Origin of the sequence: Streptomyces verrucosisporus (genome assembly GCF_017114865.1) — a bacterium.
In the GTDB taxonomy this organism is placed as follows: domain Bacteria; phylum Actinomycetota; class Actinomycetes; order Streptomycetales; family Streptomycetaceae; genus Streptomyces; species Streptomyces fenghuangensis.
Genome location: NZ_JADEYH010000005.1, coordinates 165,410 through 190,441 on the forward strand (window position 1 = coordinate 165,410; position 25,032 = coordinate 190,441).

23 protein-coding genes and 1 pseudogene are annotated in these 25,032 nt (G+C 73.2%); 8 read left to right on the plus strand and 16 right to left on the minus strand.

From position 1 onward, the window contains the following. The first annotated feature begins 278 nt into the window (after nt 1-278). Nucleotides 279-1,910, plus strand: a complete 1,632-nt coding sequence (locus IQ279_RS09195) for an ABC-F family ATP-binding cassette domain-containing protein (protein ID WP_206347859.1) — start codon at nt 279-281, stop codon at nt 1,908-1,910. Between the two features lie 110 nt (nt 1,911-2,020). Further along, entirely contained in the window at nt 2,021-2,743 is a 723-nt protein-coding gene (locus IQ279_RS09200) for a MerR family transcriptional regulator (protein WP_206347860.1), read from the plus strand. 82 nt (nt 2,744-2,825) lie between these two features. Here IQ279_RS09200 and IQ279_RS09205 read toward each other — a convergent pair whose 3' ends face one another. From IQ279_RS09205 to IQ279_RS09255, 11 genes are all read right to left on the minus strand, one after another. After that, on the minus strand, nt 2,826-5,036 hold the full coding sequence (locus tag IQ279_RS09205) for a 3-hydroxyacyl-CoA dehydrogenase NAD-binding domain-containing protein (protein WP_206347861.1): 2,211 nt from the start codon (nt 5,034-5,036) through the stop codon (nt 2,826-2,828). Between the two features lie 74 nt (nt 5,037-5,110). Next, entirely contained in the window at nt 5,111-6,337 is a 1,227-nt protein-coding gene (locus IQ279_RS09210; RefSeq protein ID WP_206347862.1) for an acetyl-CoA C-acetyltransferase, read from the minus strand. Between the two features lie 47 nt (nt 6,338-6,384). Continuing rightward, nucleotides 6,385-7,527, minus strand: coding sequence for an acyl-CoA dehydrogenase family protein (locus tag IQ279_RS09215; RefSeq protein WP_206347863.1), 1,143 nt, complete (start codon nt 7,525-7,527; stop codon nt 6,385-6,387). Further along, complete coding sequence (locus IQ279_RS09220) at nt 7,524-8,669, minus strand: CaiB/BaiF CoA transferase family protein (protein ID WP_206347864.1); 1,146 nt, start codon at nt 8,667-8,669, stop codon at nt 7,524-7,526. Before IQ279_RS09220 ends, IQ279_RS09215 begins: the two co-directional genes overlap by 4 nt. A 248-nt stretch (nt 8,670-8,917) precedes the next feature. Beyond that, a complete protein-coding gene (locus tag IQ279_RS09225) occupies nt 8,918-9,676 on the minus strand; it encodes a GntR family transcriptional regulator (protein WP_206347932.1) in 759 nt (252 codons plus the stop codon). 92 nt (nt 9,677-9,768) lie between these two features. Next, a complete protein-coding gene (deoC, locus tag IQ279_RS09230; RefSeq protein ID WP_206347865.1) occupies nt 9,769-10,485 on the minus strand; it encodes a deoxyribose-phosphate aldolase in 717 nt (238 codons plus the stop codon). Nucleotides 10,486-10,556: 71 nt separating this feature from the next. Next, on the minus strand, nt 10,557-11,012 hold the full coding sequence (gene rbsD, locus IQ279_RS09235; protein WP_206347866.1) for a D-ribose pyranase: 456 nt from the start codon (nt 11,010-11,012) through the stop codon (nt 10,557-10,559). A 71-nt stretch (nt 11,013-11,083) separates the two neighbouring features. Continuing rightward, entirely contained in the window at nt 11,084-12,646 is a 1,563-nt protein-coding gene (locus IQ279_RS09240) for a sugar ABC transporter ATP-binding protein (RefSeq protein WP_206347867.1), read from the minus strand. Further along, complete coding sequence (locus tag IQ279_RS09245; protein WP_206347868.1) at nt 12,646-13,668, minus strand: sugar ABC transporter substrate-binding protein; 1,023 nt, start codon at nt 13,666-13,668, stop codon at nt 12,646-12,648. Before IQ279_RS09245 ends, IQ279_RS09240 begins: the two co-directional genes overlap by 1 nt. An 85-nt stretch (nt 13,669-13,753) precedes the next feature. Further along, on the minus strand, nt 13,754-14,755 hold the full coding sequence (locus tag IQ279_RS09250) for an ABC transporter permease (protein ID WP_206347869.1): 1,002 nt from the start codon (nt 14,753-14,755) through the stop codon (nt 13,754-13,756). Further along, on the minus strand, nt 14,752-15,669 hold the full coding sequence (locus IQ279_RS09255; protein ID WP_206347870.1) for a ribokinase: 918 nt from the start codon (nt 15,667-15,669) through the stop codon (nt 14,752-14,754). The genes IQ279_RS09250 and IQ279_RS09255 overlap by 4 nt, the downstream gene beginning before the upstream one ends. A gap of 603 nt (nt 15,670-16,272) precedes the next feature. Between IQ279_RS09255 and IQ279_RS09265 the strand changes: the two are divergent. After that, nucleotides 16,273-17,179, plus strand: a pseudogene (locus IQ279_RS09265) (transposase); the annotation flags it as partial. Nucleotides 17,180-17,330: 151 nt separating this feature from the next. Here the strand turns inward: IQ279_RS09265 and IQ279_RS09270 are convergent. Then, complete coding sequence (locus IQ279_RS09270) at nt 17,331-17,768, minus strand: MmcQ/YjbR family DNA-binding protein (protein WP_206347871.1); 438 nt, start codon at nt 17,766-17,768, stop codon at nt 17,331-17,333. A gap of 95 nt (nt 17,769-17,863) precedes the next feature. Between IQ279_RS09270 and IQ279_RS09275 the strand changes: the two genes are divergently transcribed. Together IQ279_RS09275 and IQ279_RS09280 are read left to right on the plus strand one after the other, a co-directional pair. Beyond that, nucleotides 17,864-18,361, plus strand: a complete 498-nt coding sequence (locus IQ279_RS09275; RefSeq protein ID WP_206347872.1) for a DUF3515 family protein — start codon at nt 17,864-17,866, stop codon at nt 18,359-18,361. 99 nt (nt 18,362-18,460) lie between these two features. Then, on the plus strand, nt 18,461-19,651 hold the full coding sequence (locus IQ279_RS09280; protein WP_206347873.1) for a saccharopine dehydrogenase family protein: 1,191 nt from the start codon (nt 18,461-18,463) through the stop codon (nt 19,649-19,651). Between the two features lie 37 nt (nt 19,652-19,688). Here the strand turns inward: IQ279_RS09280 and mmpA are convergent, their stop codons facing one another. After that, the gene (mmpA, locus tag IQ279_RS09285) at nt 19,689-19,853 is read right to left on the minus strand and encodes a morphogenic membrane protein MmpA (RefSeq protein ID WP_206347874.1); all 165 of its coding nucleotides are present in this window, start codon (nt 19,851-19,853) and stop codon (nt 19,689-19,691) included. A 136-nt stretch (nt 19,854-19,989) separates the two neighbouring features. Between mmpA and IQ279_RS09290 the strand changes: the two genes are divergently transcribed. After that, the gene (locus IQ279_RS09290) at nt 19,990-21,426 is read left to right on the plus strand and encodes a CoA transferase (RefSeq protein WP_206347875.1); all 1,437 of its coding nucleotides are present in this window, start codon (nt 19,990-19,992) and stop codon (nt 21,424-21,426) included. A 12-nt stretch (nt 21,427-21,438) separates the two neighbouring features. Here IQ279_RS09290 and IQ279_RS09295 read toward each other — a convergent pair whose 3' ends face one another. After that, complete coding sequence (locus IQ279_RS09295; protein WP_206347876.1) at nt 21,439-22,110, minus strand: DUF1707 SHOCT-like domain-containing protein; 672 nt, start codon at nt 22,108-22,110, stop codon at nt 21,439-21,441. Nucleotides 22,111-22,166: 56 nt separating this feature from the next. After that, nucleotides 22,167-23,645, minus strand: a complete 1,479-nt coding sequence (locus tag IQ279_RS09300) for a glycine hydroxymethyltransferase (RefSeq protein ID WP_206347877.1) — start codon at nt 23,643-23,645, stop codon at nt 22,167-22,169. Nucleotides 23,646-23,866: 221 nt separating this feature from the next. Here IQ279_RS09300 and IQ279_RS09305 point away from each other — a divergent pair, with 221 nt between their 5' ends. Continuing rightward, a complete protein-coding gene (locus IQ279_RS09305; RefSeq protein WP_206347878.1) occupies nt 23,867-24,082 on the plus strand; it encodes a dodecin in 216 nt (71 codons plus the stop codon). A gap of 171 nt (nt 24,083-24,253) precedes the next feature. After that, on the plus strand, nt 24,254-24,643 hold the full coding sequence (locus tag IQ279_RS09310; protein ID WP_206347879.1) for a GNAT family N-acetyltransferase: 390 nt from the start codon (nt 24,254-24,256) through the stop codon (nt 24,641-24,643). Between the two features lie 22 nt (nt 24,644-24,665). Here IQ279_RS09310 and IQ279_RS09315 read toward each other — a convergent pair whose 3' ends face one another. Next, nucleotides 24,666-24,929 carry a hypothetical protein gene (locus tag IQ279_RS09315; protein ID WP_241027826.1) on the minus strand — a complete coding sequence of 88 codons (264 nt, stop codon included), beginning with the start codon at nt 24,927-24,929 and terminating at the stop codon, nt 24,666-24,668. Nucleotides 24,930-25,032 lie beyond the last annotated feature (103 nt).

The window sequence follows — 25,032 nt, forward strand, 5'->3', positions numbered from 1 at the left end:
CCCTGTCGTCGTCGATCGGAGAAGGCCGTTGCTCGCCTGAGGTCATGAGGCACCGGACCGCCGGACGCTTGTACGTCCACGCGGTGTCCGCATGTGCGACGACCTCGGGCTGTGAGCCGCCCTCCGGAACGACCGGGCCGTAACGGCCGGCCGGACCGTCCCCGTCCAGGGGTTCCGGTCCCCGCCTCCCGCGCGCTCCCCCCTCGTCGCAGGGCGTTCCCTCCCGGTGCCTCCCGCGTGTCGCTCCCTTTCCGTACCGAGAGCAGCAGGAGGCCCTCATGGCCCATTCCCATTCCCACTCCCCCGCACCGTCCCATCCGTCCGTCGTCTGTACCGGGGTGCGCTTCGCCTGGCCGGACGGCACCCCCGTGCTGGAGGACCTCCAGTTCTCCGCGGGCCCCGGCCGCACCGGGCTGGTCGGTCTCAACGGCGCCGGCAAGTCCACCCTGCTGAAGCTGATCGCGGGCGAGCTGGCCCCGGCCGGGGGCTCGGTGCGCACCACCGGCGAGGTGGGCCACCTTCCCCAGACCGTCCATCTGGACACCGCGCTGCGCGTGGACCGGGCCCTGGGCATCGCGGAGGTCCGTGCCGCGCTGCACGCCATCGAGGCCGGGGACGCGAGCGAGGAGAACTTCACGGCCGTCGGCGACGACTGGGACGTGGAGGAGCGCGCCCGCGCGGCCCTGGAGCAGCTCGGTCTGGGGCACGTCGGCCTGGACCGCACCATCGGCGAGCTCTCCGGCGGCGAGGCGGTCCTGCTGCGGCTGGCCGCGCTGCTGCTGGCCCGGCCGCGGATCCTGCTGCTGGACGAGCCGACGAACAACCTCGACATCTCCGCGCGCGGGCGGCTGTACGAGGCCGTCCGCTCCTGGAACGGGGTGATGCTGGTGGTCAGCCATGACCGCGAGCTGCTGCGGCACATGGACCGGATCGCCGATCTGCGCGACGGCGGGGTCCGGTGGTACGGCGGGAACTTCGACGTCTACCAGGAGGCTCTGGCCACCGAGCAGGAGGCGGCCGAGCGGGCGGTCCGCGCGGCGAGGGCGGACGTCAGGCGGCAGAAGCGCGATCTGGTCGAGGCGCACGACAAGCTCGCCGGACGGATGCGCCAGGGCCGCAAGGCCGCCGCCACCGCGGGGCTGCCGAAGATCGTGGCGGGAGCGCGCAAGCGCGCGGCGCAGGTCTCGGCGGGCAAGCACCGCATCCTGCACGAGGGGCGGCTGGAGGAGGCGCGGGAGCGGCTGGACGAGGCCGCCGAGGCGGTGCGGGACGACGCCGAGATCCGCGTCGACCTCCCGTCCACCGCCGTGCCGCGCGGCCGTACCGTCCTGACGCTGCGCGCCGTGGAACTGCGCTGCGGGGCCCGTGCGGAGCTGGAGTTGCGCGGTCCGGAGCGTGTGGCTCTGGTAGGGCGCAACGGCGCGGGCAAGACCACGCTGCTGCGCACGGTCGCCGGAGAGCTGGAGCCGGCGGCGGGCGAGGCGGTGACGCACGTCCCTGTGCGGTACCTGCCACAGCGTCTGGACGTACTGGACGACGAGCTGTCGGTCGCGGCGAACGTGGCGCGCTTCGCGCCGGGGGCGACCGGGAACCGCGTCCGGGCGCGGCTGGCGCGTTTCCTGTTCCGGGGCGCGCGGGCGGACCGCCCGGCCGGGACGCTGTCGGGCGGCGAGCGGTTCCGGGCGGCGCTGGCGGCGCTGATGCTGGCCGAGCCCGCGCCGCAGCTGCTGATGCTGGACGAGCCGACGAACAACCTCGACATGGCCGGCGTGCGGCAGCTCACCACCGCTCTGGAGGGCTACGAGGGCGCGCTGGTCGTGGCCAGCCACGATGTGGCGTTCCTGCGGGAGATCGGCATCACCCGCTGGCTGCTGCTGGACGGGGAGCTGTCCGAGACCGGTCCGCTGTAGTCGTCCGCCCCCGGAGAACGTACCCTCCCGGCGCCGTCCGGCGCCGGGAGGGTACTGAGGGGGAGCGAGGGAGGTTTCGCAACTGTGGTGAGACAGCAATACTGTCCGACATGGATCCGGCTGCCTCCCTGACCGTCGACGAGCTGGCCGCGCGCGCCGGCGTCACCGTCCGAACCATCCGCTTCTACTCCACCCGGGGGCTGCTGCCGCCACCGGAGATCGGGCCGCGCCGGGTGGGGCGGTACGGGCCCGGCCATCTGTCGCGGCTCGCGCTGATCGAGGAGTTGCAGCACCAGGGGATGACCCTGGCGGCCATCGAGCGCTACCTGCGGCAGCTGCCCCCCGACCTCAGCCCGGAGGACCTGGCCCTGCACCGGGCCCTGGTGGCCTCCTGGGCTCCGGACGCCGAGGCCGAGGCCACCCGGGAGAAACTGGAGCGGCGGGCCGGGCGGCGGCTGACGGAGGACGACCTCGACCGGCTGGCGGCGATGAACGTCCTGGCCCGGACCGGTGACCCGGACGTCTTCCGGATCGACCCGGTGATCCTGCACCTGGGAGTGCGGCTGCTGGAGGTGCCCGTCTCGCTGAAGACGCTGCTGGCGGCGCGCGAGGTGGTCCTGGAGCACAGCCGCGAGGCGGCCCGCGAGCTGAGCAGGATGTTCAAGGAGGAGGTCTGGGAGCCCTACCGGCGGCGGGAGTCCGACCCCGAGCAGGTGGAGACGATGCGGACGCTGTCGGCCCATATGCAGCCCATGATCGTGCAGGCGCTGGTGACCGCCTTCCAGCGCTCCATGCGCGAGGAGCTGAAGGCGTCCTTCCCCGACGAGGGGTGACCCGCGCGGCGCGGGACGGTACGGCCCCCGCCCGGAGCGCACCGGGCGGGGGCCGCGGAGGCGTCCCCCGCCCGGCCGGGGCCTACGCGGCGGGTGTGTCGGGAGTGTCGGGGGTGTCGGTGAAGGTCTCGCCCTTCTCCGCCTTCTCCACCAGCAGCGCGGGCGGCTCGAACCGGTCGCCGTAGAGCGCCTGGAGCTCGCGGGCGCGCGTTACGAAGCCGGGCAGGCCGCCCTCGTAGCCGTTGATGTACTGCAGGACGCCACCGGTCCAGCCGGGGAAGCCGATGCCCAGGATGGAGCCGATGTTGGCGTCGGCGACCGAGGTCAGCACGCCTTCCTGAAGGCAGCGCACGCTGTCGAGCGCCTCGGAGAAGAGCATCCGCTCCTTCATGTCCTCGAAGGGCACGGCCGCGCCCTCGCGGGTGAAGTGCTCGCGCAGTCCCGGCCACAGGCCCGCGCGGCGGCCGTCGGCGCCGTACTCGTAGAAGCCGGCGCCGCCGCTGCGGCCGGTGCGGCCGAACTCGTCGACCATGCGGTCGATGACCGCGTCGGCCGGGTGCGGCTCCCAGGTGCCGCCCGCGGCCTCCACCGCGCGCCGCGCCTCGTTCCGGATCTTCCTGGGCAGGGTCAGTGTCAGCTCGTCCATCAGGGAGAGCACCTTGGCGGGGTAGCCGGCCTGGGCGGCGGCCTGCTCCACGGAGGCCGGGTCCACGCCCTCGGCGACCAGCGCCACGCCCTCGTTGATGAACCGGCCGATCACGCGGGAGGTGAAGAAGCCGCGCGAGTCGCCCACCACGACCGGGGTCTTGTTGATCTGCCGCACCAGGTCGAAGGCGCGGGCGGTGGCCTCGTCGCCGGTGCGCTCACCGCGGATGATCTCCACCAGCGGCATCTTGTCGACGGGCGAGAAGAAGTGCAGTCCGATGAAGTCCCGCTGCCGTTCGACGCCCTCGGCCAGCGAGGTGATCGGGATGGTGGAGGTGTTGGAGCACAGCAGCGCGTCGGGGGCGACGACGTCCTGGATCTCGGCGTACACCTTGTGCTTGAGGGCGGTGTCCTCGAAGACGGCCTCGATCACCGCGTCGCATCCGGCGAGGTCGGCGGCCTCGGCGGTGGGGGTGATACGGGCCAGCAGCGCGTCGCGCTCGGCGGGGGTGGTGCGGCCCTTGGCCAGCGCCTTGTCCAGCAGACCGGCGGAGTACGCCTTGCCCTTCTCGGCGGCCTCGGCGCTCACGTCCTTGAGGACGACCTCGATGCCGGCCTTCGCGCAGGCGTAGGCGATGCCCGCGCCCATCATGCCGGCGCCGAGCACGGCGACCCTGCGCACCTTGCGGGGCTCGGTGCCCCGGGGGCGGCTGCGGCCGGAGTTGACGGCCTGGAGGTCGAAGAAGAACGCCTGGATCATGTTCTTGGCGGTCTGCCCGGTCGCCAGCTCGGTGAAGTAGCGCGACTCGATCGCCTGGGCGGTCTCGAAGTCGACCTGGGCGCCCTCGACGGCCGCGGCCAGGATGTTGCGCTGGGCCGGGTAGGGGGCGCCGCCGAGCTGCTTGGCGAGGTTGGCGGGGAAGGCCGGGAGGTTGGCGGCGAACTTCGGGTTGGCGGGGGTGCCGCCGGGGATCCTGTACCCCTTGATGTCCCAGGGCTGGACGGAGGCGGGGTTGGCGTCGATGAACGCCCGCGCCCTGGCCAGCATCTCCTCGGGGGTGTCGGCGACCTCGTGGACCAGGCCCTTGTCCATGGCCTGGCGGGGGCGGTACTGCCGGCCCTGGAGGAGGACGTTCAGCAGGGCGTCGGTGATGCCCAGCAGCCGCACGGTGCGCACCACTCCCCCGCCGCCGGGCAGCAGGCCCAGGGTGGCCTCGGGCAGGCCGATCTTCGAGCCCTTGGCGTCGAGTGCGACGCGGTGGTGGCAGGCCAGCGCGATCTCCAGGCCCCCGCCGAGGGCCGCGCCGTTGACGGCGGCGACGACGGGGATGCCGAGGGTCTCCACGCGGCGCAGGTCGCGCTTCATGGCCATGCCGCGCTCGTAGAGCTCGCGGGCCTGCTCGGGCCGCACCGCCAGCAGGTCGTTGAGGTCGCCGCCGGCGAAGAAGGTCTTCTTGGCGGAGGTGACGATGACGCCGCGGACGCCCTCGCGCTCGGCCTCCAGGCGGTCGGCGACCTCGGCGAGCGAGGCGGCGAACGCGGCGTTCATGGTGTTGGCGGACTGGGTGGGGTCGTCCAGGGTGAGGGTGACGACACCGGTGTCGTCCTGTTCCCAGCGGATGGTGGAAGGGGCTGCGGGGGCTGCCATGGTGGGTTTCGGTCTCCGTTGAGGTCTGGCTGCGTCGGGAGGTTCGGGGCGGGCGGGGCCGGGCGCGGGGCCGGTCAGAGCCGTTCGACGACGGTGGCGATGCCCATGCCGCCGCCGACGCAGAGGGTGGCCAGGCCGTAGCGCAGATCGCGGCGTTCCAGCTCGTCGACGAGGGTGCCCAGGATCATCGCGCCGGTGGCGCCCAGCGGGTGGCCCATGGCGATGGCGCCGCCGTTGACGTTGACCTTCTCCATGGGCAGGCCCATGTCGCGCACGAAGCGCAGCACGACGGCCGCGAACGCCTCGTTGATCTCCACCAGGTCCAGGTCGTCGACGGTCAGCCCCGCCTTGGCCAGAGCCTTGCGGGAGGCCGGCGCCGGGCCGGTGAGCATGATGGTCGGCTCGGAGCCGGAGACGGCGGCCGAGACGATCCGGGCGCGGGGGGTGAGGCCGTAACGCTCGCCGGTCTCGCGGCTGCCGACGGCCACCAGCGCGGAGCCGTCCACGATGCCGGAGGAGTTGCCCGCGTGGTGGACGTGGTCGATCTCCTCCACCCAGTGGTACTTCTGCAGCGCCACCGCGTCGAAGCCGCCCGCCTCGCCGATGGTGGCGAAGGACGGCTTGAGGGCGGCGAGGGAGTCGGCCGTGGTGCCCGGGCGCATGTGCTCGTCGCGGTCGAGGACGACCAGGCCGTTGCGGTCGGTGACGGGGACGACCGAGCGGTCGAAGCGGCCCTCCTTCCAGGCGGTGGCCGCGCGCTCCTGCGACATCGCGGCGTACTCGTCCACGTCGCGGCGGGAGAAGCCCTCGATGGTGGCGATGAGGTCGGCGCCGATGCCCTGGGGGACGAAGGCGGTCTCGAAGCTGGTCATCGGGTCCATGGCCCAGGCGCCGCCGTCGGAGCCCATCGGCACCCGCGACATCGACTCCACGCCGCCGGCCAGTACCAGGTCCTCCCAGCCGGAGCGGATCTTGGCGGCGGCCATGTTGACGGCCTCCAGGCCCGAGGCGCAGAAGCGGTTCTCCTGGACGCCGGCGACGGTGTCGGGCAGTCCCGCGGCGATGGCGGCGGTGCGGGCGATGTCGGCGCCCTGGTCCCCCAGCGGGGTGACGACGCCGAGCACGATGTCGTCGACGGCGGCCGGGTCCAGGCCGGGGAAGCGGCGGCGCAGCTCGTGGATCAGGCCGACGACCAGGTCGATCGGCTTGGTTCCGTACAGGGCGCCGCCGGCCTTGCCGCGCCCGCGCGGGGTGCGGATGGCGTCGTAGATGTACGCGTCGTTGCTCGCGTGGGTCGTCACGGTCGTCACGGTCGAAGATGCCTTCCGGAAAGGGGTGGGTCGGGAGATCAGGAGAGCAGGGAACGGCCGATGATCTCCTTCATGATCTCGGTCGTGCCGCCGTAGATGGTCTGGATGCGTCCGTCGGTGAACGCCCTGGCCACGGGGTACTCGCTCATGTAGCCGTAGCCGCCGTGGAGCTGGAGGCACCGGTCGGCGGTGCGTTTTTGCAGTTCGGTCGCCCACCACTTGGCCATCGAGGCGTGGACGGCGTCCAGCCCGCCGCCGACGTGGTCCTCGACGCAGCGGTCGACGAAGGCGCGGGTGACGGCGCACTCGGTGGCCATCTCCGCCATCTCGAAGCGTACGTGCTGGAGCCGGGCGAGCGGACGGCCGAACGCCTCGCGCCCCATGACGTACTCACGGGTGATCTCCAGGAGGTGCTCGGCGCCGGCGATGCCGGCCACCGCGATGGCCAGCCGCTCCTGGGCGAGCTGTGTCATCAGGTGGACGAAGGCGCCGTTGAGTTCGCCCAGCAGGTTCTCCTTGGGCACGCGCACGTCGTCGAAGAACAGCTCGGCGGTGTCCTGGGACTTCTGGCCGATCTTGTCGAGGTTGCGGCCGCGTTCGAAGCCGGGCATGCCGCGCTCGACGACCAGCAGGCTCAGTCCCTTGGCGCCGCCCTCGGGGGTCGTCCTGGCGACGACGATCACCAGGTCGGCCAGGATGCCGTTGGAGATGAAGGTCTTGGAGCCGTTGAGGACCCAGTGGTCGCCGCGGTCCTCGGCCGATGTGCGGATGCCCTGGAGGTCGGAGCCCGCGCCCGGCTCGGTCATGGCGATGGCGGTGATCGTCTCGCCGGAGCAGAAGCCGGGCAGCCAGCGCTTCTTCTGCTCCTCGGTGGCCAGGGAGGTCAGATACGGGCCGATGATGTCGTTGTGCAGGCCGATCGCCAGGCCGGGCGTGCCGGCCCTGGTGAACTCCTCGGCCAGTACGGCGCCGTAGCGGAAGTCGTCCTGCCCGCCGCCGCCGTACTCCTCGGGGACGGCCACCCCCAGCAGGCCCTGGCGTCCGGCGGCGCGCCACACCTCGCGGTCGACGGCGCCCTCGCGCTCCCAGCGCTCGTAGTGCGGCAGCACCTCCCGTTCCAGGAAGGCCCGGACCGTGTGCCGGAAGGCCTCGTGGTCCTCGGTGAAGATCTTCCGCTTCATCGTGCGCCCTCCTCGGGCATGGAGACGGGCAGGTCCCAGTCGCGGGCCACCTCGGCGGCGTCCGCGCCGGGGACGGCGGGCGGGCGGCGCAGCGCGCCGGGGGTGGCGGAGAAGCGGGGGGCGGGGGCGGGCTGGACGGCTCCCGCGTACTCGGTGTAGGTGCCGCGGGCTGCCAGGTGGGGGTGGTCGGGGGCCTCGCGCAGGGAGAGCACGGGGGCGACGCAGGCGTCGGTGCCCTCGAAGACCTCCGTCCACCCCTGGCGGGTGCGGGTGCGGAAGCGGGCGGCGACGGCCCGGCGCAGCTTCTCCCAGCGGGCGGGGTCGTCGCGGTCGGCGGCGGTCTGCTCGTCCAGGCCCAGCAGACGGGCGAACTCCTCGTAGAACGGCCGCTCCAGCGCGCCGACCGCCATCCAGCCGCCGTCGGCGGTCTCGTAGACGCCGTAGAAGGGGCAGCCGCCGTCCAGCAGGTTGGCGGCCCGGCGGTCCTGCCAGGCTCCGGCGGCCAGCATGCCGTGGATCATCGCCGTGAGGTGGCTGGTGCCGTCCACGACGGCGGCGTCCACGACCTGGCCGCTCCCGCCCTCGGCTCGGGCGTGGTGGAGGGCGGCGAGGACGCCGACGACGAGGTAGAGGGAGCCGCCGGCGTAGTCGCCGAGCAGGTTGGCGGGGATCGCGGGCGGGCCGCCGGCCGGGCCGATCATGCCCAGTGCGCCGGTGACGGCGGTGTAGCCGATGTCGTGCCCGGCGCTCGCGGCCAGGGGGCCGTCCTGGCCCCAGCCGGTCATCCGCCCGTAGACCAGTCTCGGGTTGCGGGCCAGACACGGCCCGGGGCCGACGCCCAGGCGCTCGGCGACGCCGGGGCGCCAGCCCTCGATCAGCACGTCGGCGCGTTCGGCCAGGCCGAGTACGGCTTCGGGGCCGCCGTCGGCCTTGAGGTCGATCACCACCGAGCGCTTGTTGCGGCCGGTGACGTCGCGAGCGGGGTCGATGCCCAGGGGCTGCCCGCCGGGCCGGTCGACGCGGACGACGTCGGCGCCGAGGTCGGCCAGGAGCATTCCGGCGAACGGGCCGGGGCCGATGCCCGCCAGTTCCACCACCCGCACTCCGGCCAGCGGGCCGGGGCCTGTGCCTGCCGCTGCCATCCGGCCTCCAACCGTCCGGGCCGCCGCGCCGCGGCCGTATGACACCAATGATGTAACACCGGTGATGCTAAGAACACGTTCCACTTTCCACAAGCCCCCGCGGGAGCGCACGCGGAACGCTGTGCCCCGTGCCCCGTGCCCCGTGCCCCGTGCCGGGCCCGGCCGTACCGGGGAGCACGTGTGCCGAAGGCCCGTCCCCGCGGGGACGGGCCTTCGGCACACGGGGCGGAGCGGGCCCGCCTCCGTCCTCATCTGCGCTGCAGCAGCGAGGTGACGCGCAGACGGCCGCTGTGGATCCACACGTCCGAGTACTCCACCGGCCGGTCGTCGGCGAGGTAGGTGACCTGCTGGAGGTACTGCACGGGGGCGCCCTCGGCCAGCGCCAGGGCCTGCGCGACCTCCCCCGAGGCGGCCTCCGCGCTGAAGGTGCGGCGGGCCGAGGCGATCTTCAGACCGTAGGCCCCCTCCAGCGCCCCGAAGAGGCTGGAGGCCGTGAAGTCCACCTTCTCGATGCCGGGCGCGAGGTCGGTCCGTACGAAGTTGAACAGCAGGGCGACCGGCCCCTCCTCGGTGCTGCGCACCCGCACCAGGCGCAGCACCTGCGTGCCGGGAGTCACGTCCAGCAGGGCGGCGACCGGCCGGGGCGGGGTGATCGGGGAACTCTCGCGCACCTCGGTGGAGGTGACGACGCCCTGGCTGGCGAAGTCCTCCGACAGGGTGCTGAGCTTCTGGGCGATGGCCGGCTCGATCACCGTGGAGGTGACGAACGTGCCGCGTCCGCGCACCTGCCGCAGCAGCCCCTCCTCGATGAGGGTCGCCAGGGCCCTGCGTACGGTGCCGCGGCTGACGCCGAACTCCTGGGCCAGCTCGGGTTCGCTCTTGAGGCGGTAGTGCGGCGGCCACTCGCCGCCGGCGATGCGCAGCCGGATGTGCTCCGAGATCTGGGCGTGGATCGCGGTGGGAACGTTGCGCCTGATGTCCGGAAGACCTCCCTCGTCGGCCGTCACGGTCACGCGTCTCCTCTCCGGTTGCGAAGTGCTCGGTCGCCGTGCCCCGCCCGCCCCGCGCGGGGCGGGCGGGGCACGGCGGCGGCCGGCCGTCAGTAGCTGGTGGTCGAATCGTCGGCGGCGCCGGTGACGATCGCCACCCCGGCGCTGGTGCCGAGCAGCGAGGCCCCGGCACGCAGGAGTTCCAGGCCCTGACGGTAGCTCTTGATGGACCCGGAGGCCTTCACCCGAACGCCGTCCCGTGCCCGGTCGACAAGGTAGCGAACACTCGTCGGATTCGCGGTCTCGATCTGCCCGCTGCTGGCGTTCTTCAGGTAGGCCGCGCCCGCCTCCATGGCCAGCTCGACGGCGGCCTCCTTCTCCGCGTCGGTGAGCAGCGGCAGCTCCAGCATGACCTTGACCGGCAGGCCCGAGGCCCGTACGACGCCGGCGATGTCCTCCCGGAAGTCGTCGTACATACCGCTCTTGAGCCAGCCGATCTGCACGCCGATGTCGAGCTGCGTCGCGCCCAGGCGGGCGATCTCGGCGGCCTCGGCCGCCTTGCCCGCGCTGGTCATGACGCCGACGGTCGGGAAGTCCAGGGCCGAGGCCACCTCGATCCCGGTGCCGCGCAGCTCCGCGGCCACGACGGGGAGCCAGGAGGCGGGCACCATCGCGGCGTTGAAGCCGTGGGCGGCCGCTTCGCGGGCGTGGGCGGCCATGTCGTCGCGGGTGGCGTCCGGGTCGATTCTGGTGTGCTGGATGTAGGGCGCCATCTCGGCCGGGCTGAGCGCCGGTTCGGCGGTGGCCGCGGCGGTGGTGTCGGACATGCGGGTGTCTCCTGTGGTGGAAGCCGTGGTGGAGGCTTGTGATTGGTGCGGCGGGCGGGCCGCCGCGGGGGTCAGAGCTTGGACGCGTAGTGGTCCGGGACGACGACGCCCTCCCCGCCGAACCACCGGGGGACGTCGACACCGCAGAACAGGCCGATGTTGCCCCACGGTTCGAAGGCCCCGGTGCGCACGACGACCTTGGCCCGGTGGGCCAGTTCGCCGAGCACCTCGGCGTGCGGACGCGTGGTGAACTCCGCGCCGGCGAAGCGCTCGCGCAGCCACTGGTCCAGCCGCGGGTTGTTGGACGGGACGTCCTCGGCGCGCACCACGCCCTCGACGACCAGTTCGTCGGCGATCAGGCCGAGCACGGTCCGCAGGTCCGGCAGGTTCTCGGCGATGGCGAGGTCGATGCGGTGCGCACCGCGGGGGACGGGGAAGCCGGCGTCCACGACCATCAGCAGGTCGGTGTGGCCGAGGGTGGCCAGGGCTCCGCTCAGTTCGGCGTTGAGGATGCCGGAGCGCTTCATGACGGGGTCCTTTCCGAAAGGGTGTGGGAGGTGTGGGAGACCGGACGGGACGGGCGGGGGCCAGGCCGAGGTCAGGCGGCCGGCACCGCTCCGGTGGCCAGTGCCATGACCGATTCCTCGGTCGCCTCCGCGGCCTCGACGGTGCCGGCCAGGCGGCCTTCGCTCATCACCGCGATCCGGTCGGTCAGGGTGAGCAGTTCGGGCAGGTCGGAGGAGGAGCACAGGATCGCCAGGCCCTTCCGGGCCAGCTCGAAGAGCTGCTCGTAGATCTCGGCCTTGGCCCCGACGTCCACGCCGCGCGTGGGCTCGTCGAGGATCAGCACTCCGGGATCGATCGCCAGCCAGCGGCCGAGCACGGCCTTCTGCTGGTTTCCGCCGGAGAGGCTGGTGATGGGCTGGCTCATGGTGGCGGTCTTGACCCGCAGCCTCCTCGCCTGCTCGGCGGCCCGCCGGTCCAGGGCCCGGCGGCGTACGAGACCGAGGCGGCTGAGCGGCTTGGTCATCAGCGCGCCGACGTTCTCGCCGACGCTCATGGTGGTCAGCAGGCCCTGGGCTCGGCGCTCGCCGGGAACGAACGCCAGACGGCGCCCGACGCTGGCGACGGGGTCGCGCCGCTCGTAGGGCCTGCCCAGCAGCTCCACCGTGCCGCCGGTCCCCCTCTCGCCGCCGAAGATGTTGTGCAGCATCTCCACCCGGCCGGAGTCGGGCAGTCCGGCCACGCCCAGGATCTCGCCGGGACGCAGCTCGAAGGAGACGCCGGTGTGCCGCCGCCCGCTCAACTCCCGCACCCGCAGGGCGGGTTCCCCGGCGGTCCGGGCGGGGCGCTCCGCGCGGCGGGTGAGCTGCCCCAGCTCACGGCCGACCATGGCGGCGACCGCCTGGTCGGGGGTGGTCTCGTCGCTGCGCCAGGAGGCGACGTGGGCGCCGTCCCGCAGCACCTCGATGCGGTCGGCCAGCCGGAAGACCTCGGGCATGCGGTGCGAGACGTAGAGCATGGTCGTCCCGTCCGCCTTGAGCCTGGCCATCAGGGCGAACAGCCGCTCGGCCTCGGCCGGGGTGAGCATCGCCGTCGGCTCGTCCAGGATCAGCACGCGGCAGCCCCGGGCGACGGAGCGGGCCACCACGACGAGCTGCTGGGTGGCCAGGTCCAGCGACCGCACGGGGGCGGACGGGTCCAGCCGGAGGTCCAGCGCCTGGAGGAGTTCGGCGGTGCGCTCCAGCATCCGGCGCCGGGAGGGGAACCAGCGGCTGCCCGGCTCGACGCCGCTGAGGACGTTCTCGGCGACGCTGCGGTCGGGCAGCAGTGACAGCTCCTGGGGGACGATCGCGACGCCGTGCCGGCCGAGCATGGTGCTCGGGTCGAAGGAGGTGACCTCCTCGCCGAACACGGTGACGCCGCCGTCGCTGGGCGGCTGGAGGCCGGCCAGGATCTTGAGCAGGGTCGACTTGCCGGCCCCGTTCTCCCCGAGCAGTGCGGTGACCTCGCCCGCGGGGACGTCGAAGGAGACGTCGGTGAGGGCGCGCACCGGGCCGAAGTTGCGGGACAGGCCGCGGACGCCGACGGCCGGGGCGGTCTCGCGGGAGGTGGTGCGGGAGGCGGTGGCCTGCGCGGTCTCGCGGGAGGTGGCGGTCATCAGTCCTCCACGGTCGCTTCGTCGAGGTTGTCCTGGGTGATGAACTGGGCCCCGGTGTCCACGCCCTCGATCTCGGTGCCCTCGGTGAGGAAGTCGTGCAGCACCTTCACGGCCTGGTAGCCCTGCTCGGAGGGGTTCTGGCTGATGGTGAAGTCCAGCACCCCCTCGTCGATGTACTCGGCCGTCCGGGTGAGGAGGTCGAAGCCGCCCATGGTGATGTCACCGGCGTCGCCGGACTGCGCCACCCACTTGGCGGCGGCGGTCGTCGAGCAGCAGTCCAGTCCCGCGACCGCCACGACACCGGACTGGCCGGACATGGTGGACTCGACGGTGTTGTAGGCGGAGCTGGGCTCGTTGCCGACGTTCACCGGCCCGACGATCTCCAGGCCGCTGCCGTCCAGCCCCTCCTTGAAGCCGCCGAACCGGTCGTGCGACCAGCCGGCCCCGGTGTCCACGGAGAAGACGACGACCTTGCCCTCGTTCGTCCCGTCCAGTTCCTCCAGCAGCCGCTCGGCCTGGGCCTTGCCCGAGCCCTTGAGGTCCTGGCCGACGAAGCCCATCTGCTGGGAGTCGGGGTTGTCGGTGTTGAAGGAGATGATCGGGACGCCCGCGTCGTAGGCCTGGGCGATGACCGGCTTCAGGGCGTCGCTGGAGGCGGAGGAGACGGCGAGGCCGTCCACGGCCTCCTGCTGGATCAGCGTCTGTATCTCGGACACCTGCTGGGCGGCGTCACCGCCGGTGGGCCCGATGAGGGCGACGTCGGCCCCCAGCTCCTCGCCCGCCTTCTCCATGCCCGCGCCGATCGGCGTGGCGAAGGCCAGGGACGGGTCGTGGTAGCTGAGCTTGATCCGCATCGGCTCGCCGTCGTCGATGCGCTGCTGGATGTGGGAGGCGAGTTCGAAGGAGCCGTCCTCCGAACCGCCGGAGTCGGCGGGGGCTACGGCGCCGCACGCGCTGAGGGTGAGGGTGGCGGCGGCGGCCGTCGCGGCGGCGAGGCCCCTGAGGAGGGTGCGAGCAGACATGGGCGTTCCTTGGGTGTGTTCGGGAGTGTCTGGGGTGTTCGGGAGCGCACGGGGCGTGCCCACCCGGGGGCGCGGGGCCGGGCGCTCAGGCCCGGGCCTTGCGCCTGCGCTGCCAGGTGTCGGCCGCGACGGCGGCGACGATCACCAGGCCGGTGACGACGGTCTGCCAGAAGGAGGAGATCCCGTTGATGTTGAGGATGTTCTGGAGCAGGCCGATGAAGGCGACGCCGATGACGGTGCCCCACATGGTTCCGGAGCCGCCGAACAGGGCCGCGCCGCCGATGATGACGGCGGAGATCACCGTCAGCTCCAGCCCCTGGCCGGTGACGCCCTGCACGTAGGAGAGGAAGGACAGACCGAGCACACCTGCGAGGCCGGCGGCGAAGCCGGAGAGGACGAACGCGGTCAGCTTGACCCGCTTGACGTTGACGCCGACCAGCCGGGCGGCCTCCTGGTTGCCGCCGACGGCGTAGGTGTTGAAGCCGAAGCGCGAGCGGGACAGCAGCACCACGCCGACGGCGGCGACGGCGACGAAGAGGACGAACTGCATCGGTATCAGGCCGAACAGCCGCCCCTGGCCCAGGAGGTTGAACTCCGCGACCCCGGGCTGGGAGGAGCTGAGGGAGATCGGGGCGCCGTCGGAGATCAGCAGGGCGACGCCGCGGAAGACGCTGAGCGTGCCGAGGGTGACGATGAACGACGGCACGCCGAGCACCACGACGGCCAGCCCGTTGAGCAGCCCGGCCAGCGCTCCCACGGCGAGTCCGGCGCCCATCGCCAGGGGCCAGCTCCAGCCGTCCGAGATCAGCATTCCGGTCGAGATCGCCGACAGCGCGTAGGTGGATCCCACCGACAGGTCGATCTCGCCGTTGAGGATGACGAACGTGGCGCCGACGGCCATGATGCCGATCTGCGCGATCTGCTGGCCGACCGAGAGCAGGTTGTCGGACTGGGCGAAGCTCGGAGAGAGGACGGTGCCCAGCAGGAAGAGCAGCACGAGAGCGGCGAAGACACCGGACTCACGGGCGTGGAGCAGTCTGCGCAGCGGGAGGGAGAACTCCCTTGCCGGTGCGGTGGTCGAGGTCATGGGGTGTTTCCAATCCGGGCGTTCAGCTGGTCTCTGGTGGGCAGGGCGGGGATGACGCCGGCGATGGTGACGGTGTGGGCGCCCGCCGCGGCGGCGAACTCCGCCGCCTGCCGCAGGTCCCGCCCCTGCGCGAGGGCGACCGCCAGCGCGGCGGTGAAGGAGTCGCCCGCGCCCGTGGTGTCGACGACCGTGCCGGCCGGGTGAGGCGGCACCCGCGTCACGCCGGAGCCCCGGGCGATCAGCGCGCCCTCGCCGCCCCGGGTGAGGACGGCCGCGCCCCCGGTGCGCTCGCACAGTGCCCGGACGAGGTCCTCGTCCCCCAGCCCGTGCTCGTCGCCGAGGCCGAGGAGTACGGGGGCCTCGGTCTGGTTCGGTGTGATCACGTCGATGAGCGGCCAGGCGTCCTCGGGCAGCGGCCGGGCGGGCGCCGGGTTGAGCAGGGTGGTGGTGCCGGCCTCGCGGCCCGCGCGCAGCGCGGCCACGACGGCCCCCTCGGGGATCTCCATCGAGACGACGAGGACGTCGGCCGAGGCGATCTCGGCGCGGAACGGCTCGACGGCCGCCGCGTCCAGTTCGTCCAGGGCCCCCGGGGCGATGGCGATGCGGTTCTCGCCGGACGGCTCGACCAGGATGAAGCCGACCATCGTGGGGGCGCGGGCCGTCAGCACGTGCCCGGCCCCGACGCCCTCACGGCGCCACAGCTCGTGCGCGGCGCGGCCGAAGTCGTCGTCGCCCACGGCGGTCAGCAGGGAAACCTCGGCGCCCAGCCGGGCGGCGCCCACGGCCTGGTTGCTCCCCTTGCCGCCGGGGCCGGGGTCGAACACGCCGCCCGACACGGTCTCGCCCGCCGCGGGCGCCTTCGGGACCCGCATGGTGAGGCCGGCCCCATAGCTTCCGACAACTGCGATCTTCATCGACGCACCACGCCTTGTATGTGAACAACCATGAACAAGCGCGAGCGTAGGTACAGGGATGTCCCTAGTCAATAGGTTGCCGAGAAGTGAACGTCCGTTACGTTTCCGTGTCATTCGTCCGGCCCCGGCGCGGCGGCGCGCACGTGCCGCGAGCGGGCCCATCAGCGCGTACAGCACCGACAAGACCAGGCGCAGGATCACGAAGTCCCACCCCCACGACCTGCCGCCCATCAGGGTCATGACGACTCCGGTCGCGGTCCCCACCGTCGCCCCGGCCTCGGCCCACCTCAAACATCGCCCCATGAACAGCGGTTACCTCGGCACACTCCGCCCACCTGCGTCCGATGCACGCTCCTGCGGACTTGCCGTCGCCCGCTCACCGAAGGCCGTTCGGGCGACCGGACTTCCGACTGGAGCAACTTGCCCGCTGGGGAAGCAGGTTGGGGTCTGCTGTCCGGCTTCAGGGCCTCAGGACTGCTCACGCCCGATGTTCCTGAGGAACAGCAGAGCCGCCAGATACATGCAGCCGATCATCACGAGGAGTGCCCAGCCGCCACCCTCACCACTTGCCACCAGGAAAACAGAGAAAGCCACTCCGGCAACTGCGAAGACCGTCCCGAGCAACATGTACCGCCTCACCGCCGAGCCCTGCCCGACGCGGTTCAGATCAGCGACCGCTGGCACTTGTGGCACAACCTCGCCGAGGCCGTCCGCAGAGAGGTCGCCGCGCACAGCACCTGCTGGGCGGAAGCGGGACCGCCCCCGGCCGAGGGGAGACAGGCCGCTACCACCCGCGAGCGCCGGCAGCAGGTCCACGCCCTGCGCGAGCGCGGAGTCGGCCTACTGGAGTGCGCGCGCCGCCTGAACCTGGCTCTCAACACCGTCAAGCGCTACGACCGTGTCGCCGAGCCAGAGCGCCTCATCCGCGCCCCCGCCTACCGGCCCACCCTCGTGGATCCCTACCACGATCACCTGCGCCGGCGCCGGCTGGAGAATCCGGCCGTCCCCGTCACCCATCTCCTGCGGGAGATCAGGGAGCTGGGCTACACCGGCAGCTCGAACCTGCTGGTCCGCTACATCAACCAGGGACGTGTCGAGGGCGACCGGCCCGCACTCTCGCCCCGGCGCCTGGCCCGCTACCTTCTCACCCGCCCCGACCGCCTCAAGGACCACCAGCGGGAACGTATCGAGGCCGCCCGCGCCGCCTGCCACGAGATGACCGCTCTGGCCGACCTCATCCACCGCTTCGCCGCGCTGCTGGATCCCGCCGACGGCCATGCCACCCTGCTGAGCACCTGGATCAACTTGGTCCAGGCCGAGGACCTGCCCCACCTGCATGCCTTCACCCGGGGCCTTGAGAAGGACCGCGCCGCCGTCGACGCCGCCCTCACCCTGCCATACCACAACGGCGGCACCGAAGGCGTCAACAACAAGACCAAACTGGTCAAGCGCCAGATGTACGGCCGCGCGAGCTTTCCCCCTCCTCCGCCACCGCATCCTCCTGGGCTGACCACACCCTCCGTCACCACCGACTACGGAACAGACCCGAACGTTTGACAGACCCCGTACTGGCGGCCCGGAGCTGACCGCTCACGCAGCCGAACGCCTCGCACCGGAACGCGTCCGGTGCGAGGCGTTTCGCTCGGGGCGGCGGCGGGCCGTCAGCCGGTCGCTCGCGCGTCGAGTTCCGCCACCAGCCGTTTCGGCGCGACGGTGCGGTAGCTCTCCTCGACCCAGTCGCACAGCAGCTCCGCGTCCGGTGCCTCCGGCTCGCCCAGTGGGATGGTCACCCAGCCCGAACGGCCGAGTCCGTAGCCGGTGAGAAGGGCGCCGGGGGCGGACATCGCGTGGGCGTGGGCCTCGGGGTCGGTGAGTTTGACGGTGACGGTGGGCGGGGAGTCGCCCTGCCCCGCCACGAGGTGCCCGAGGAAGAGGAAGACGAAGATCTTCCGGTTGACCTTGACCACGGACTCTCCCCAGGGGAAGTCCTCGTACGCGCCGGGCAGTTCGAGGGCGAACTCGCGCACCCGTTCCCGTGCCGCCTGCGGATCACGCCGCGCCCCCCGCGCGCTGCTACGCCCCCTGGTCCGATCGCTCATGGTCCCAGCGTAGGGTCGGGCACCGACAGCCGGTCCCGTTCTCCGTCCCTTCCCGCTCCCGCTCCGTGCGCAGGCGGAGCCCGAAGGAAACCACGATGAAGAAGCAGAGAAGAAGCAGCCTCTTATTCCTCGGCGCCATGGCCGTCGCCGTCGCGGTGGTCTCCTGCTCCGGGCATTCCCCGCTCTCCCCCGGCCTCTCGGTTCGATCCGGCCCGTTCTCCGGTGATCCGCTCTGCGCGGATGTGGTGTTCGGGGCGCCCGAGGAGGTCCTGTCGCGGCAGCGCGACGGGGCTGCGGGAGCCGGCACCGCATCATGGGGAGGCGCGTCGGTCGTTCTGCGGTGCGGAGTCGAGCCGCTGCCGCCGACGCCCGATCTGTGCATGAACGTCAGCGGTGTCGACTGGGTGCTCGACGAGGGCAGGCTGGAGGCCGACGGCGTCCAGGTCCTCACGACGTACGGGCGCACCCCGGCTGTGGAGGTGACCATCGAGGACGCGCCCGGACACGCCGGGGACGTGCTGGTCGACATGAACCGTTCGGTCAGGGCGATCCCCCGGAAGTCGAAGTGCCTCAGCCCCGGTGAGGTGCCGTGACCGCGCCTCTTCGCGCGTTCGCCCGTGTCCCCGCCGTAGGGTCGGGCAACGGCAGGTGATCCTGTCCCGCCCGTCCCTCTCACCCCCAGGAGGTCAGGAGTGCCCCGCAACGACCGCGAGTACGACGTGGTGCTGTTCGGCGCGACCGGTTTCACCGGCGGGCTGACGGCCGAGTACCTGGCCGCCCACGCCCCCGGCGACTGCCGCTGGGCTCTGGCCGGGCGCAACCGCGACAAGCTGCTGCGGCTGCGCGAGCGGCTGGCGGAGATCGATCCGGCCTGCGCCGAACTGCCGCTGCTGCACGCCGACGTCACCGATCCCGGCTCGCTGCGCGCGGTGGCCGAGAGCGCCGCGGTGGTGGCCACCACCGTCGGCCCGTACGTCGAGTACGGGGAGCCGCTGGTGGCCGCGTGCGCCGAGGCGGGGACGGACTACGCGGACCTCACCGGCGAGCCGGAGTTCGTCGACATGATGTATCTGCGCCACCACGACCGGGCCCGACGCACCGGGGCGCGGCTGGTGCACGCCTGCGGTTTCGACTCGGTGCCGCACGACCTGGGCGTGCTGTACACCGTCGAGCGCCTCCCCGAGGGGGTGCCGCTGCGGATCGACGGTTATGTGCGGGCGGCGGCGGCCTTCTCCGGGGGGACGTTCGCCTCCGCGCTGACGGCGTTCTCCCGGGGCCGGCAGACGCTGGCCGCGGCGCGGGAGCGGCGGCGGGTGGAGTCCCGTCCGGCCGGGCGCCGGGTCGGCGCGCCGCTGGACCGGCCGCGCCGCAGCGGGAAGGCGGGGGTGTGGGCGGTGCCGCTGCCGACGGTCGATCCGCAGGTCGTGGCCCGGTCGGCGGCCGCTCTGGAGCGCTACGGCCCCGACTTCCGCTACCGCCACTACGCGGCCGTGCGCACGCTGCCCGTGGCGGTGGGCGGCATGGTCGGGGCGGGGGCGCTCTTCGCCGCCGCTCAGCTCCCGGCCGTGCGCCGTGCGCTGTCGGCCAGGCTGTCGCCGGGTGACGGGCCGAGCCCGCGCAAGCGGGCGGAGAGCTGGTTCAAGGTCCGCTTCTTCGGGGAGGGCGGCGGACGCCGTGTGGTGACGGAGGTGTCCGGCGGCGATCCGGGCTACGACGAGACGGCGAAGATGCTGGCCGAGTCGGCGCTCTGCCTGGCGCTGGACGACCTTCCGCAGACCTCGGGCCAGGTCACCACGGCCGTGGCGATGGGGGACGCGCTGATCGAACGGCTGGTGCGGGCCGGGATGGGCTTCCGGGTGGTCTCCTCGGCGGAGGGCCGCTGAGCGTTCCGCAGGGGCCGGGGAGCCGGGTGGCGGGCGGTCAGCCCGCCACCCAGGAGGCTATGACGTAGAGCATGGCTATCACCCAGCCCACGGCGAGCGTGCCCGCCAGGGTGAGCACCAGGGCGGGGCCGCGCCCGAGGTCCGGGGCCAGGGAAGGGGCCATTTCGGTGGTTCCGTGCACGTTCTCCATGATCCGCTCCATGCCTTTCAGGGTGCCGTCCGACCACGGCTCCCAAACATCCGTACGCGTACTCATCCGCGTTGGGGATCAAGCTAGTTGCGGGTACTGACAACGCGATCTCAGTGCGGGCGGACGGGAGTGCGGGCACAATGCGTGTATGGATCAACGGTCTTGGGTCCGGCTGTGGGCCGCGCTCGGCGGCGACCCCGGTCTGTGCGAGCGTGTCCGCCTCGTCCCCCGCACCTCCCCCGACGGGTCCGGCGGTGTGCTGCCGGCCCGGCTGCCGGTGCGGGAGCTGGCGCGTTCGACCGTGGCGGTGTGCGCGCTGGCGGCGGCCGAGTTCGAAGCCCGCCGCACGGGGAGGGCCGTGCCCGGGGTCGGGGTGGACGACGGGGCGGTGGCCACCGCGTTCGTCAGCGAGCGGCATCTGCGGATCGACGGGCGCGCGCCGTCCACGTTCGCGCCGCTGTCGCGCTTCTGGCGCACCGACGGCGGTTGGCTGCGCACCCACGCCAACTACCCGCACCACCGTGCCCGGTTGCTGTCCGCGCTCGGCGTTCCTGACACGGGCGGCGACGAGGCACTCGTCGCCGCCGTCGCCGGCGTGCTGGCGGAGCGCCGGGCGGAGGAGGTCGAGGAGGCGGTGTACGCGGCGGGCGGTCTGGCCGTGGCCGTGCGCACGCCCGGGCGGTGGTCGGCGCATCCGCAGGGCGCGGCCGTGGCCCGGCTCCCGCTGCTGGGATTGGAGCGGCTGGACGACGCGCCGGCGCTGCCGCCGCCCTCAGCCGGTTCGGGGCCGGGCTCGGGATCATGCGCCGGGCTGCGCGTGCTGGACCTCACCCGTGTCATCGCCGGTCCCGTGGCCACCCGCACTCTCGCCCTGCTGGGCGCCGACGTGCTGCGGATCGACTCGCCGCGTCTGCCCGAGAGCGCGGACGCGCACGCCGACACCGGGTTCGGCAAGCGGTCGGCCCTGCTGGACCTGGCGTCCCGCTCCGGCCGCGCCTCCTTCGAGGAGTTGCTGGGGAAGGCCCATGTGGTCGTCACCGGCTACCGTCCCGGCGCGCTGGACCGCTTCGGGCTGTCGGCCGGGGAGCTGGCCGGGCGGCGGCCGGGTGTGGCGGTGGCCGAGTTGAGCGCCTGGGGCGGTCCCGGTGTCGGGCCGTGGGGTGGCAGGCGGGGTTTCGACAGCCTGGTGCAGGCGGCGAGCGGCATCGCCGTGACCGAGGGCGGGCCGGACGGCGACCCCGGTGTGCTGCCCGCACAGGCCCTGGACCACGGCACGGGCTATCTGCTGGCCGCCGCCGTGCTGCGTTCGCTCACCGACCAGCGCGACGGCGGGGGTTCGCGGCACGTGCGGCTCGCGCTGGCGCGGACGGCGCACTGGCTGCAGCACGAGCTGGAAGGGGCGAAGGGGCCGGGGGAACCGGAGGAGGTGCGGGAGCCGTACGACCCGGCCGACTGGCTCGACGAGACGGGCGGCCCGCTGGGCCGGCTGCGCCACGCCGTCTCCCCCGTGGCCTACGACGGCGGGCCGGAGGGCTGGTCCCGGCCGCCGGGGCGGCCGGGCGGGGACGAGCCCGTGTGGGGGTGAGGAGACCGCGGGTCAGTCGTCCCGGTCGTCGCGCCTGCGGTCGTGGCCGTGCCCGTGGCCGCCCTCCAGGCGCTTGCGCTCCCGACGCTCCGCGCGCCTGCGCTCGACCCCGACGCCGCCCCAGAAGGCGAAGCCGCTGACCGCCACGCGCGGTGCGCCCGGCTCGCCCCGGCCCGCGGCGCTGTGGTCGAAGCCGCCCATGACGCCGATGCCGCGTACGTCGACCTCGGCCTCGTCCGGGACGATCACGTTGACGCCGCCCATGATCGCGAAGCAGCGGATCTCCACCTCGCGGTCCTCGAAGTACGCCTCGCGCAGGTCGATCTCCCCGCCGCCCCAGAAGGCGAAGCAGGTGAAGCGGCGGGGCGCGGTCCACGGCCCCTTGCGCACGAAGCCGCCCATGACCGCCACCGCGCCGCGGGAGGTGGCGCTGCCGCCGAAGCGTTCGGCCCAGCCGCGGCCGGCCCGGGCGGGCTCGGCCGGAGTGGCCGCTGTGGTGGCCTGGGGCAGGTCCCTGACCAGGGGGGCCAGCTCGCCCTGGGTGCGCGCGGCGTAGACGGAGTCCAGCCGCTCCTGGAACTCCTCCATGTTCAGGCGCCCCTCGGCCACCGCCTCGCGCAGCACCTCGGCCACGCGTTCCCGGTCGGCGTCGGAGGCCCTCATCTCGGGCAGATCGTCGGTCATGGCGGCAGGCTACCGGCCGGGCCCGGTCAGGTCGGGCCCGGCCGGTCCTCAGGCGGTCAGGCCAGGTCGATGCCGGGGTAGAGCGGGTGCCCGGCCAGCAGGTCGGCGGCGCGTCCGGCGACGGCCTCGGCGACCTTGGGCTCCAGCAGGTACCGGGCCCTGGAGGGGGCTCCGGCCGCGGTGGTGCCGGGCTCGGCGGCGGTGAGGGTGGTGTGGACCAGGTCGGCGACCTCGTCCATCTCGGCCGTTCCCAGGCCTCGCGTGGTCAGGGCCGGGGTGCCGATGCGGATGCCGGAGGTGTACCAGGCGCCGTTGGGGTCGCGCGGCACGGCGTTGCGGTTGGTGACGATGCCGGCGTCCAGCAGCGCGTCCTCGGCCTGGCGGCCGGTGAGGCCGTAGCCGGTGACGTCCACCAGGGCCAGGTGGTTGTCGGTGCCGCCGGTGACCAGTCGTGCGCCCCGGCGCATCAGACCCTCGGCGAGGGCGGAGGCGTTGTCCACCACCTGCCGGGCGTAGGCGCGGAAGGACGGCTGCCGGGCCTCGGCCAGCGCCACGGCCTTGGCCGCCATGACGTGGGGCAGCGGGCCGCCCAGCACCATGGGGCAGCCGCGGTCCACGTGCTCGGCCAGCGCCTCGCGGCACAGCACCATGCCACCGCGCGGGCCGCGCAGGGACTTGTGGGTGGTGGTGGTGACGATGTCGGCGTGCGGTACGGGGTCGAAGTCGCCGGTGAAGACCTTGCCGGCGACCAGTCCGGCGAAGTGGGCCATGTCGACCACCAGCGTGGCGCCGACCTCGTCGGCGATCTCCCGCATGATCCGGAAGTTCACCTTCCGCGGGTAGGCGGAGTAGCCGGCGATCAGGATGAGGGGCCGGAACTCGCGGGCGGCGGCGCGCACCGCGTCGTAGTCCAGCAGGCCGGTGGCCGGGTCGGTGCCGTAGCTGCGCTGGGCGAACATCTTGCCGGAGATGTTGGGCCGGAAGCCGTGGGTGAGGTGGCCGCCGGCGTCCAGGGACATGCCCAGCATCCGCTGGTCGCCCAGCGCGCGCCGCAGCTCCTCCCAGTCCTGCTCGGTCAGGTCGTTGACGTGCCGGGCCCCGGCGCGCTCCAGGGCGGGGCTCTCCACGCGCTGGGCCAGGACGGACCAGAAGGCGACGAGGTTGGCGTCGATGCCCGAGTGCGGCTGGACGTAGGCGTGGTCGGCGCCGAACAGTTCGCGGGCGTGCTCGGCGGCCAGCGTCTCGACGGTGTCGACGTTGCGGCATCCGGCGTAGAAGCGGCGGCCGGCGGTGCCCTCGGCGTACTTGTCGCTGAGCCAGTTGCCCATGGCCAGCAGCACGGCCGGGGAGGCGTAGTTCTCGCTGGCGATCAGCTTGAGGGAGGCGCGCTGGTCGGTGATCTCGGCGCCGATGGCGTCGGCGACGCGCGGCTCGACGGCGCGGATCACGTCCAGGGCGCTGTTGAAGGCGGTCGACGCGGTGGCGGCGGTGCTCGCCGCGTCCCGGGGGGTGCGCGGGTCGGGTGCGGTGGCCATGGGCCCTCCTTGACGTCCTCGAAGACGGTGCGGGTGGCCCAGGCGCGCGGCTCTTCGGCGCGGCGGGCTCGTAACGCCCGGTGCGCGGGCCGCTCCCCGATGGTCGATCCCATCCCTACGCGCCAGTCACGGCCCGCCGGGAGCCTAGCACTCGCGGACGGGCTCGCCCTGGGGCACGGTGGAGACGAGAACCGATCGCCCCACCCTTCGCAGGAGGCACCATGTCCAGCCACACCTACCGGGTGACCGAGATCGTCGGCACCTCGCACGAGGGCGTCGACCAGGCGATCCGCAACGGGATCGCCCGCGCCTCGGAGAGGCTGCGGCACCTGGACTGGTTCGAGGTGACGCAGGTGCGCGGCAACATCTCCGACGGCCGGGTCGAGCACTATCAGGTGGGGCTGAAGGTCGGGTTCCGCCTGGAGGGTGAGGCGTAGGCGGGGAGCGGGCCGCCGCGGTACGCGCCCGCCGGAGTGCCCCTCCCGCCCGGTTCACCCGTCCTGCCGGGGTGGGAGGGATAGGAACGCCGTCGTGTGGCACTCGGACGCCCGGAAGGATGTCCTTTTATCACCTTCTGGGTGATCCGGCCGTTCCTGGAGGAACGCAGTATGCCCACGGCAGCCACCAACAGCCAGGTCACGATCACCGACGCCCCGGCCCACGGCCGGTTCGAGGCCAGGATCGGCGCGACCCTCGTCGGCTTCGCCGACTACGTACGCGACGAGGGCCTGGTGACCTATCCGCGGGTGGTGGTGTCCCGGCCCTTCCGCGGCCGGGGCATCGGCGACCGGCTGGTGCGCACCGCGCTGGACGACGCGCGGCGGCGCGGCCTGCGGGTCCGGCCGGCCTGCTCCTTCGTCGAGCAGTGGATCGTCATGCACCCCGATTACCGGGACCTCGTCGTGCGGGAGGCCGGGGAGGGCGGCCCCGGTTCCGGTTCCGGCGGTGCGGGACCGGTCGGCGGACAGCCCCACCAGGCGCGTCGCGCCGGTCCGTGACCCGCGTCCGGGGCCCGTGCCCCTACCGCCTGCCGGCCTTCCTCTTCTGCAGCGCCAGCCGCCGCTTGCGCAGTTCGGCCTGGCGCCGCCGGCTCTCGCCGCGCGCCCTGGCCCGCTCCCGCGCCTCGGGGTCCCGGCGAGGCCTGGCGGGGCGCGTCTTCAGCAGTCCCCAGAACAAAAGCGCCATGAGGAGCAGCGCGAACACCCCGAAGGCGCCGGCCGCCACCGGGGAGAGGTCCTGGAAGTCGATCTCCCAGTACCTGATGTAGTCCCTGCTGTGGTACACGGCCCCTCCGCCCCCTCTACCCGCGCCGGACGCCCACACCCTACGCACCCCACCCCGCCCGGACCGCCCCGAAGGGGACGGTCCGGGGCGAGGACGGGGGCTG

Bases quoted from the DNA above. Each gene is read 5' to 3' on its own strand.
- IQ279_RS09195 (WP_206347859.1), top strand. From the start codon at position 279: ATGGCCCATTCCCATTCCCACTCCCCCGCACCGTCCCATCCGTCCGTC.
- IQ279_RS09200 (WP_206347860.1), top strand. From the start codon at position 2,021: ATGGATCCGGCTGCCTCCCTGACCGTCGACGAGCTGGCCGCGCGCGCC.
- IQ279_RS09205 (WP_206347861.1), bottom strand. From the start codon at position 5,036: ATGGCAGCCCCCGCAGCCCCTTCCACCATCCGCTGGGAACAGGACGAC.
- IQ279_RS09215 (WP_206347863.1), bottom strand. From the start codon at position 7,527: ATGAAGCGGAAGATCTTCACCGAGGACCACGAGGCCTTCCGGCACACG.
- IQ279_RS09220 (WP_206347864.1), bottom strand. From the start codon at position 8,669: ATGGCAGCGGCAGGCACAGGCCCCGGCCCGCTGGCCGGAGTGCGGGTG.
- deoC (WP_206347865.1), bottom strand. From the start codon at position 10,485: ATGTCCGACACCACCGCCGCGGCCACCGCCGAACCGGCGCTCAGCCCG.
- rbsD (WP_206347866.1), bottom strand. From the start codon at position 11,012: ATGAAGCGCTCCGGCATCCTCAACGCCGAACTGAGCGGAGCCCTGGCC.
- IQ279_RS09240 (WP_206347867.1), bottom strand. From the start codon at position 12,646: ATGACCGCCACCTCCCGCGAGACCGCGCAGGCCACCGCCTCCCGCACC.
- IQ279_RS09245 (WP_206347868.1), bottom strand. From the start codon at position 13,668: ATGTCTGCTCGCACCCTCCTCAGGGGCCTCGCCGCCGCGACGGCCGCC.
- IQ279_RS09250 (WP_206347869.1), bottom strand. From the start codon at position 14,755: ATGACCTCGACCACCGCACCGGCAAGGGAGTTCTCCCTCCCGCTGCGC.
- IQ279_RS09255 (WP_206347870.1), bottom strand. From the start codon at position 15,669: ATGAAGATCGCAGTTGTCGGAAGCTATGGGGCCGGCCTCACCATGCGG.
- IQ279_RS09270 (WP_206347871.1), bottom strand. From the start codon at position 17,768: ATGAGCGATCGGACCAGGGGGCGTAGCAGCGCGCGGGGGGCGCGGCGT.
- IQ279_RS09275 (WP_206347872.1), top strand. From the start codon at position 17,864: ATGAAGAAGCAGAGAAGAAGCAGCCTCTTATTCCTCGGCGCCATGGCC.
- mmpA (WP_206347874.1), bottom strand. From the start codon at position 19,853: ATGGAGCGGATCATGGAGAACGTGCACGGAACCACCGAAATGGCCCCT.
- IQ279_RS09290 (WP_206347875.1), top strand. From the start codon at position 19,990: ATGGATCAACGGTCTTGGGTCCGGCTGTGGGCCGCGCTCGGCGGCGAC.
- IQ279_RS09295 (WP_206347876.1), bottom strand. From the start codon at position 22,110: ATGACCGACGATCTGCCCGAGATGAGGGCCTCCGACGCCGACCGGGAA.
- IQ279_RS09300 (WP_206347877.1), bottom strand. From the start codon at position 23,645: ATGGCCACCGCACCCGACCCGCGCACCCCCCGGGACGCGGCGAGCACC.
- IQ279_RS09305 (WP_206347878.1), top strand. From the start codon at position 23,867: ATGTCCAGCCACACCTACCGGGTGACCGAGATCGTCGGCACCTCGCAC.
- IQ279_RS09310 (WP_206347879.1), top strand. From the start codon at position 24,254: ATGCCCACGGCAGCCACCAACAGCCAGGTCACGATCACCGACGCCCCG.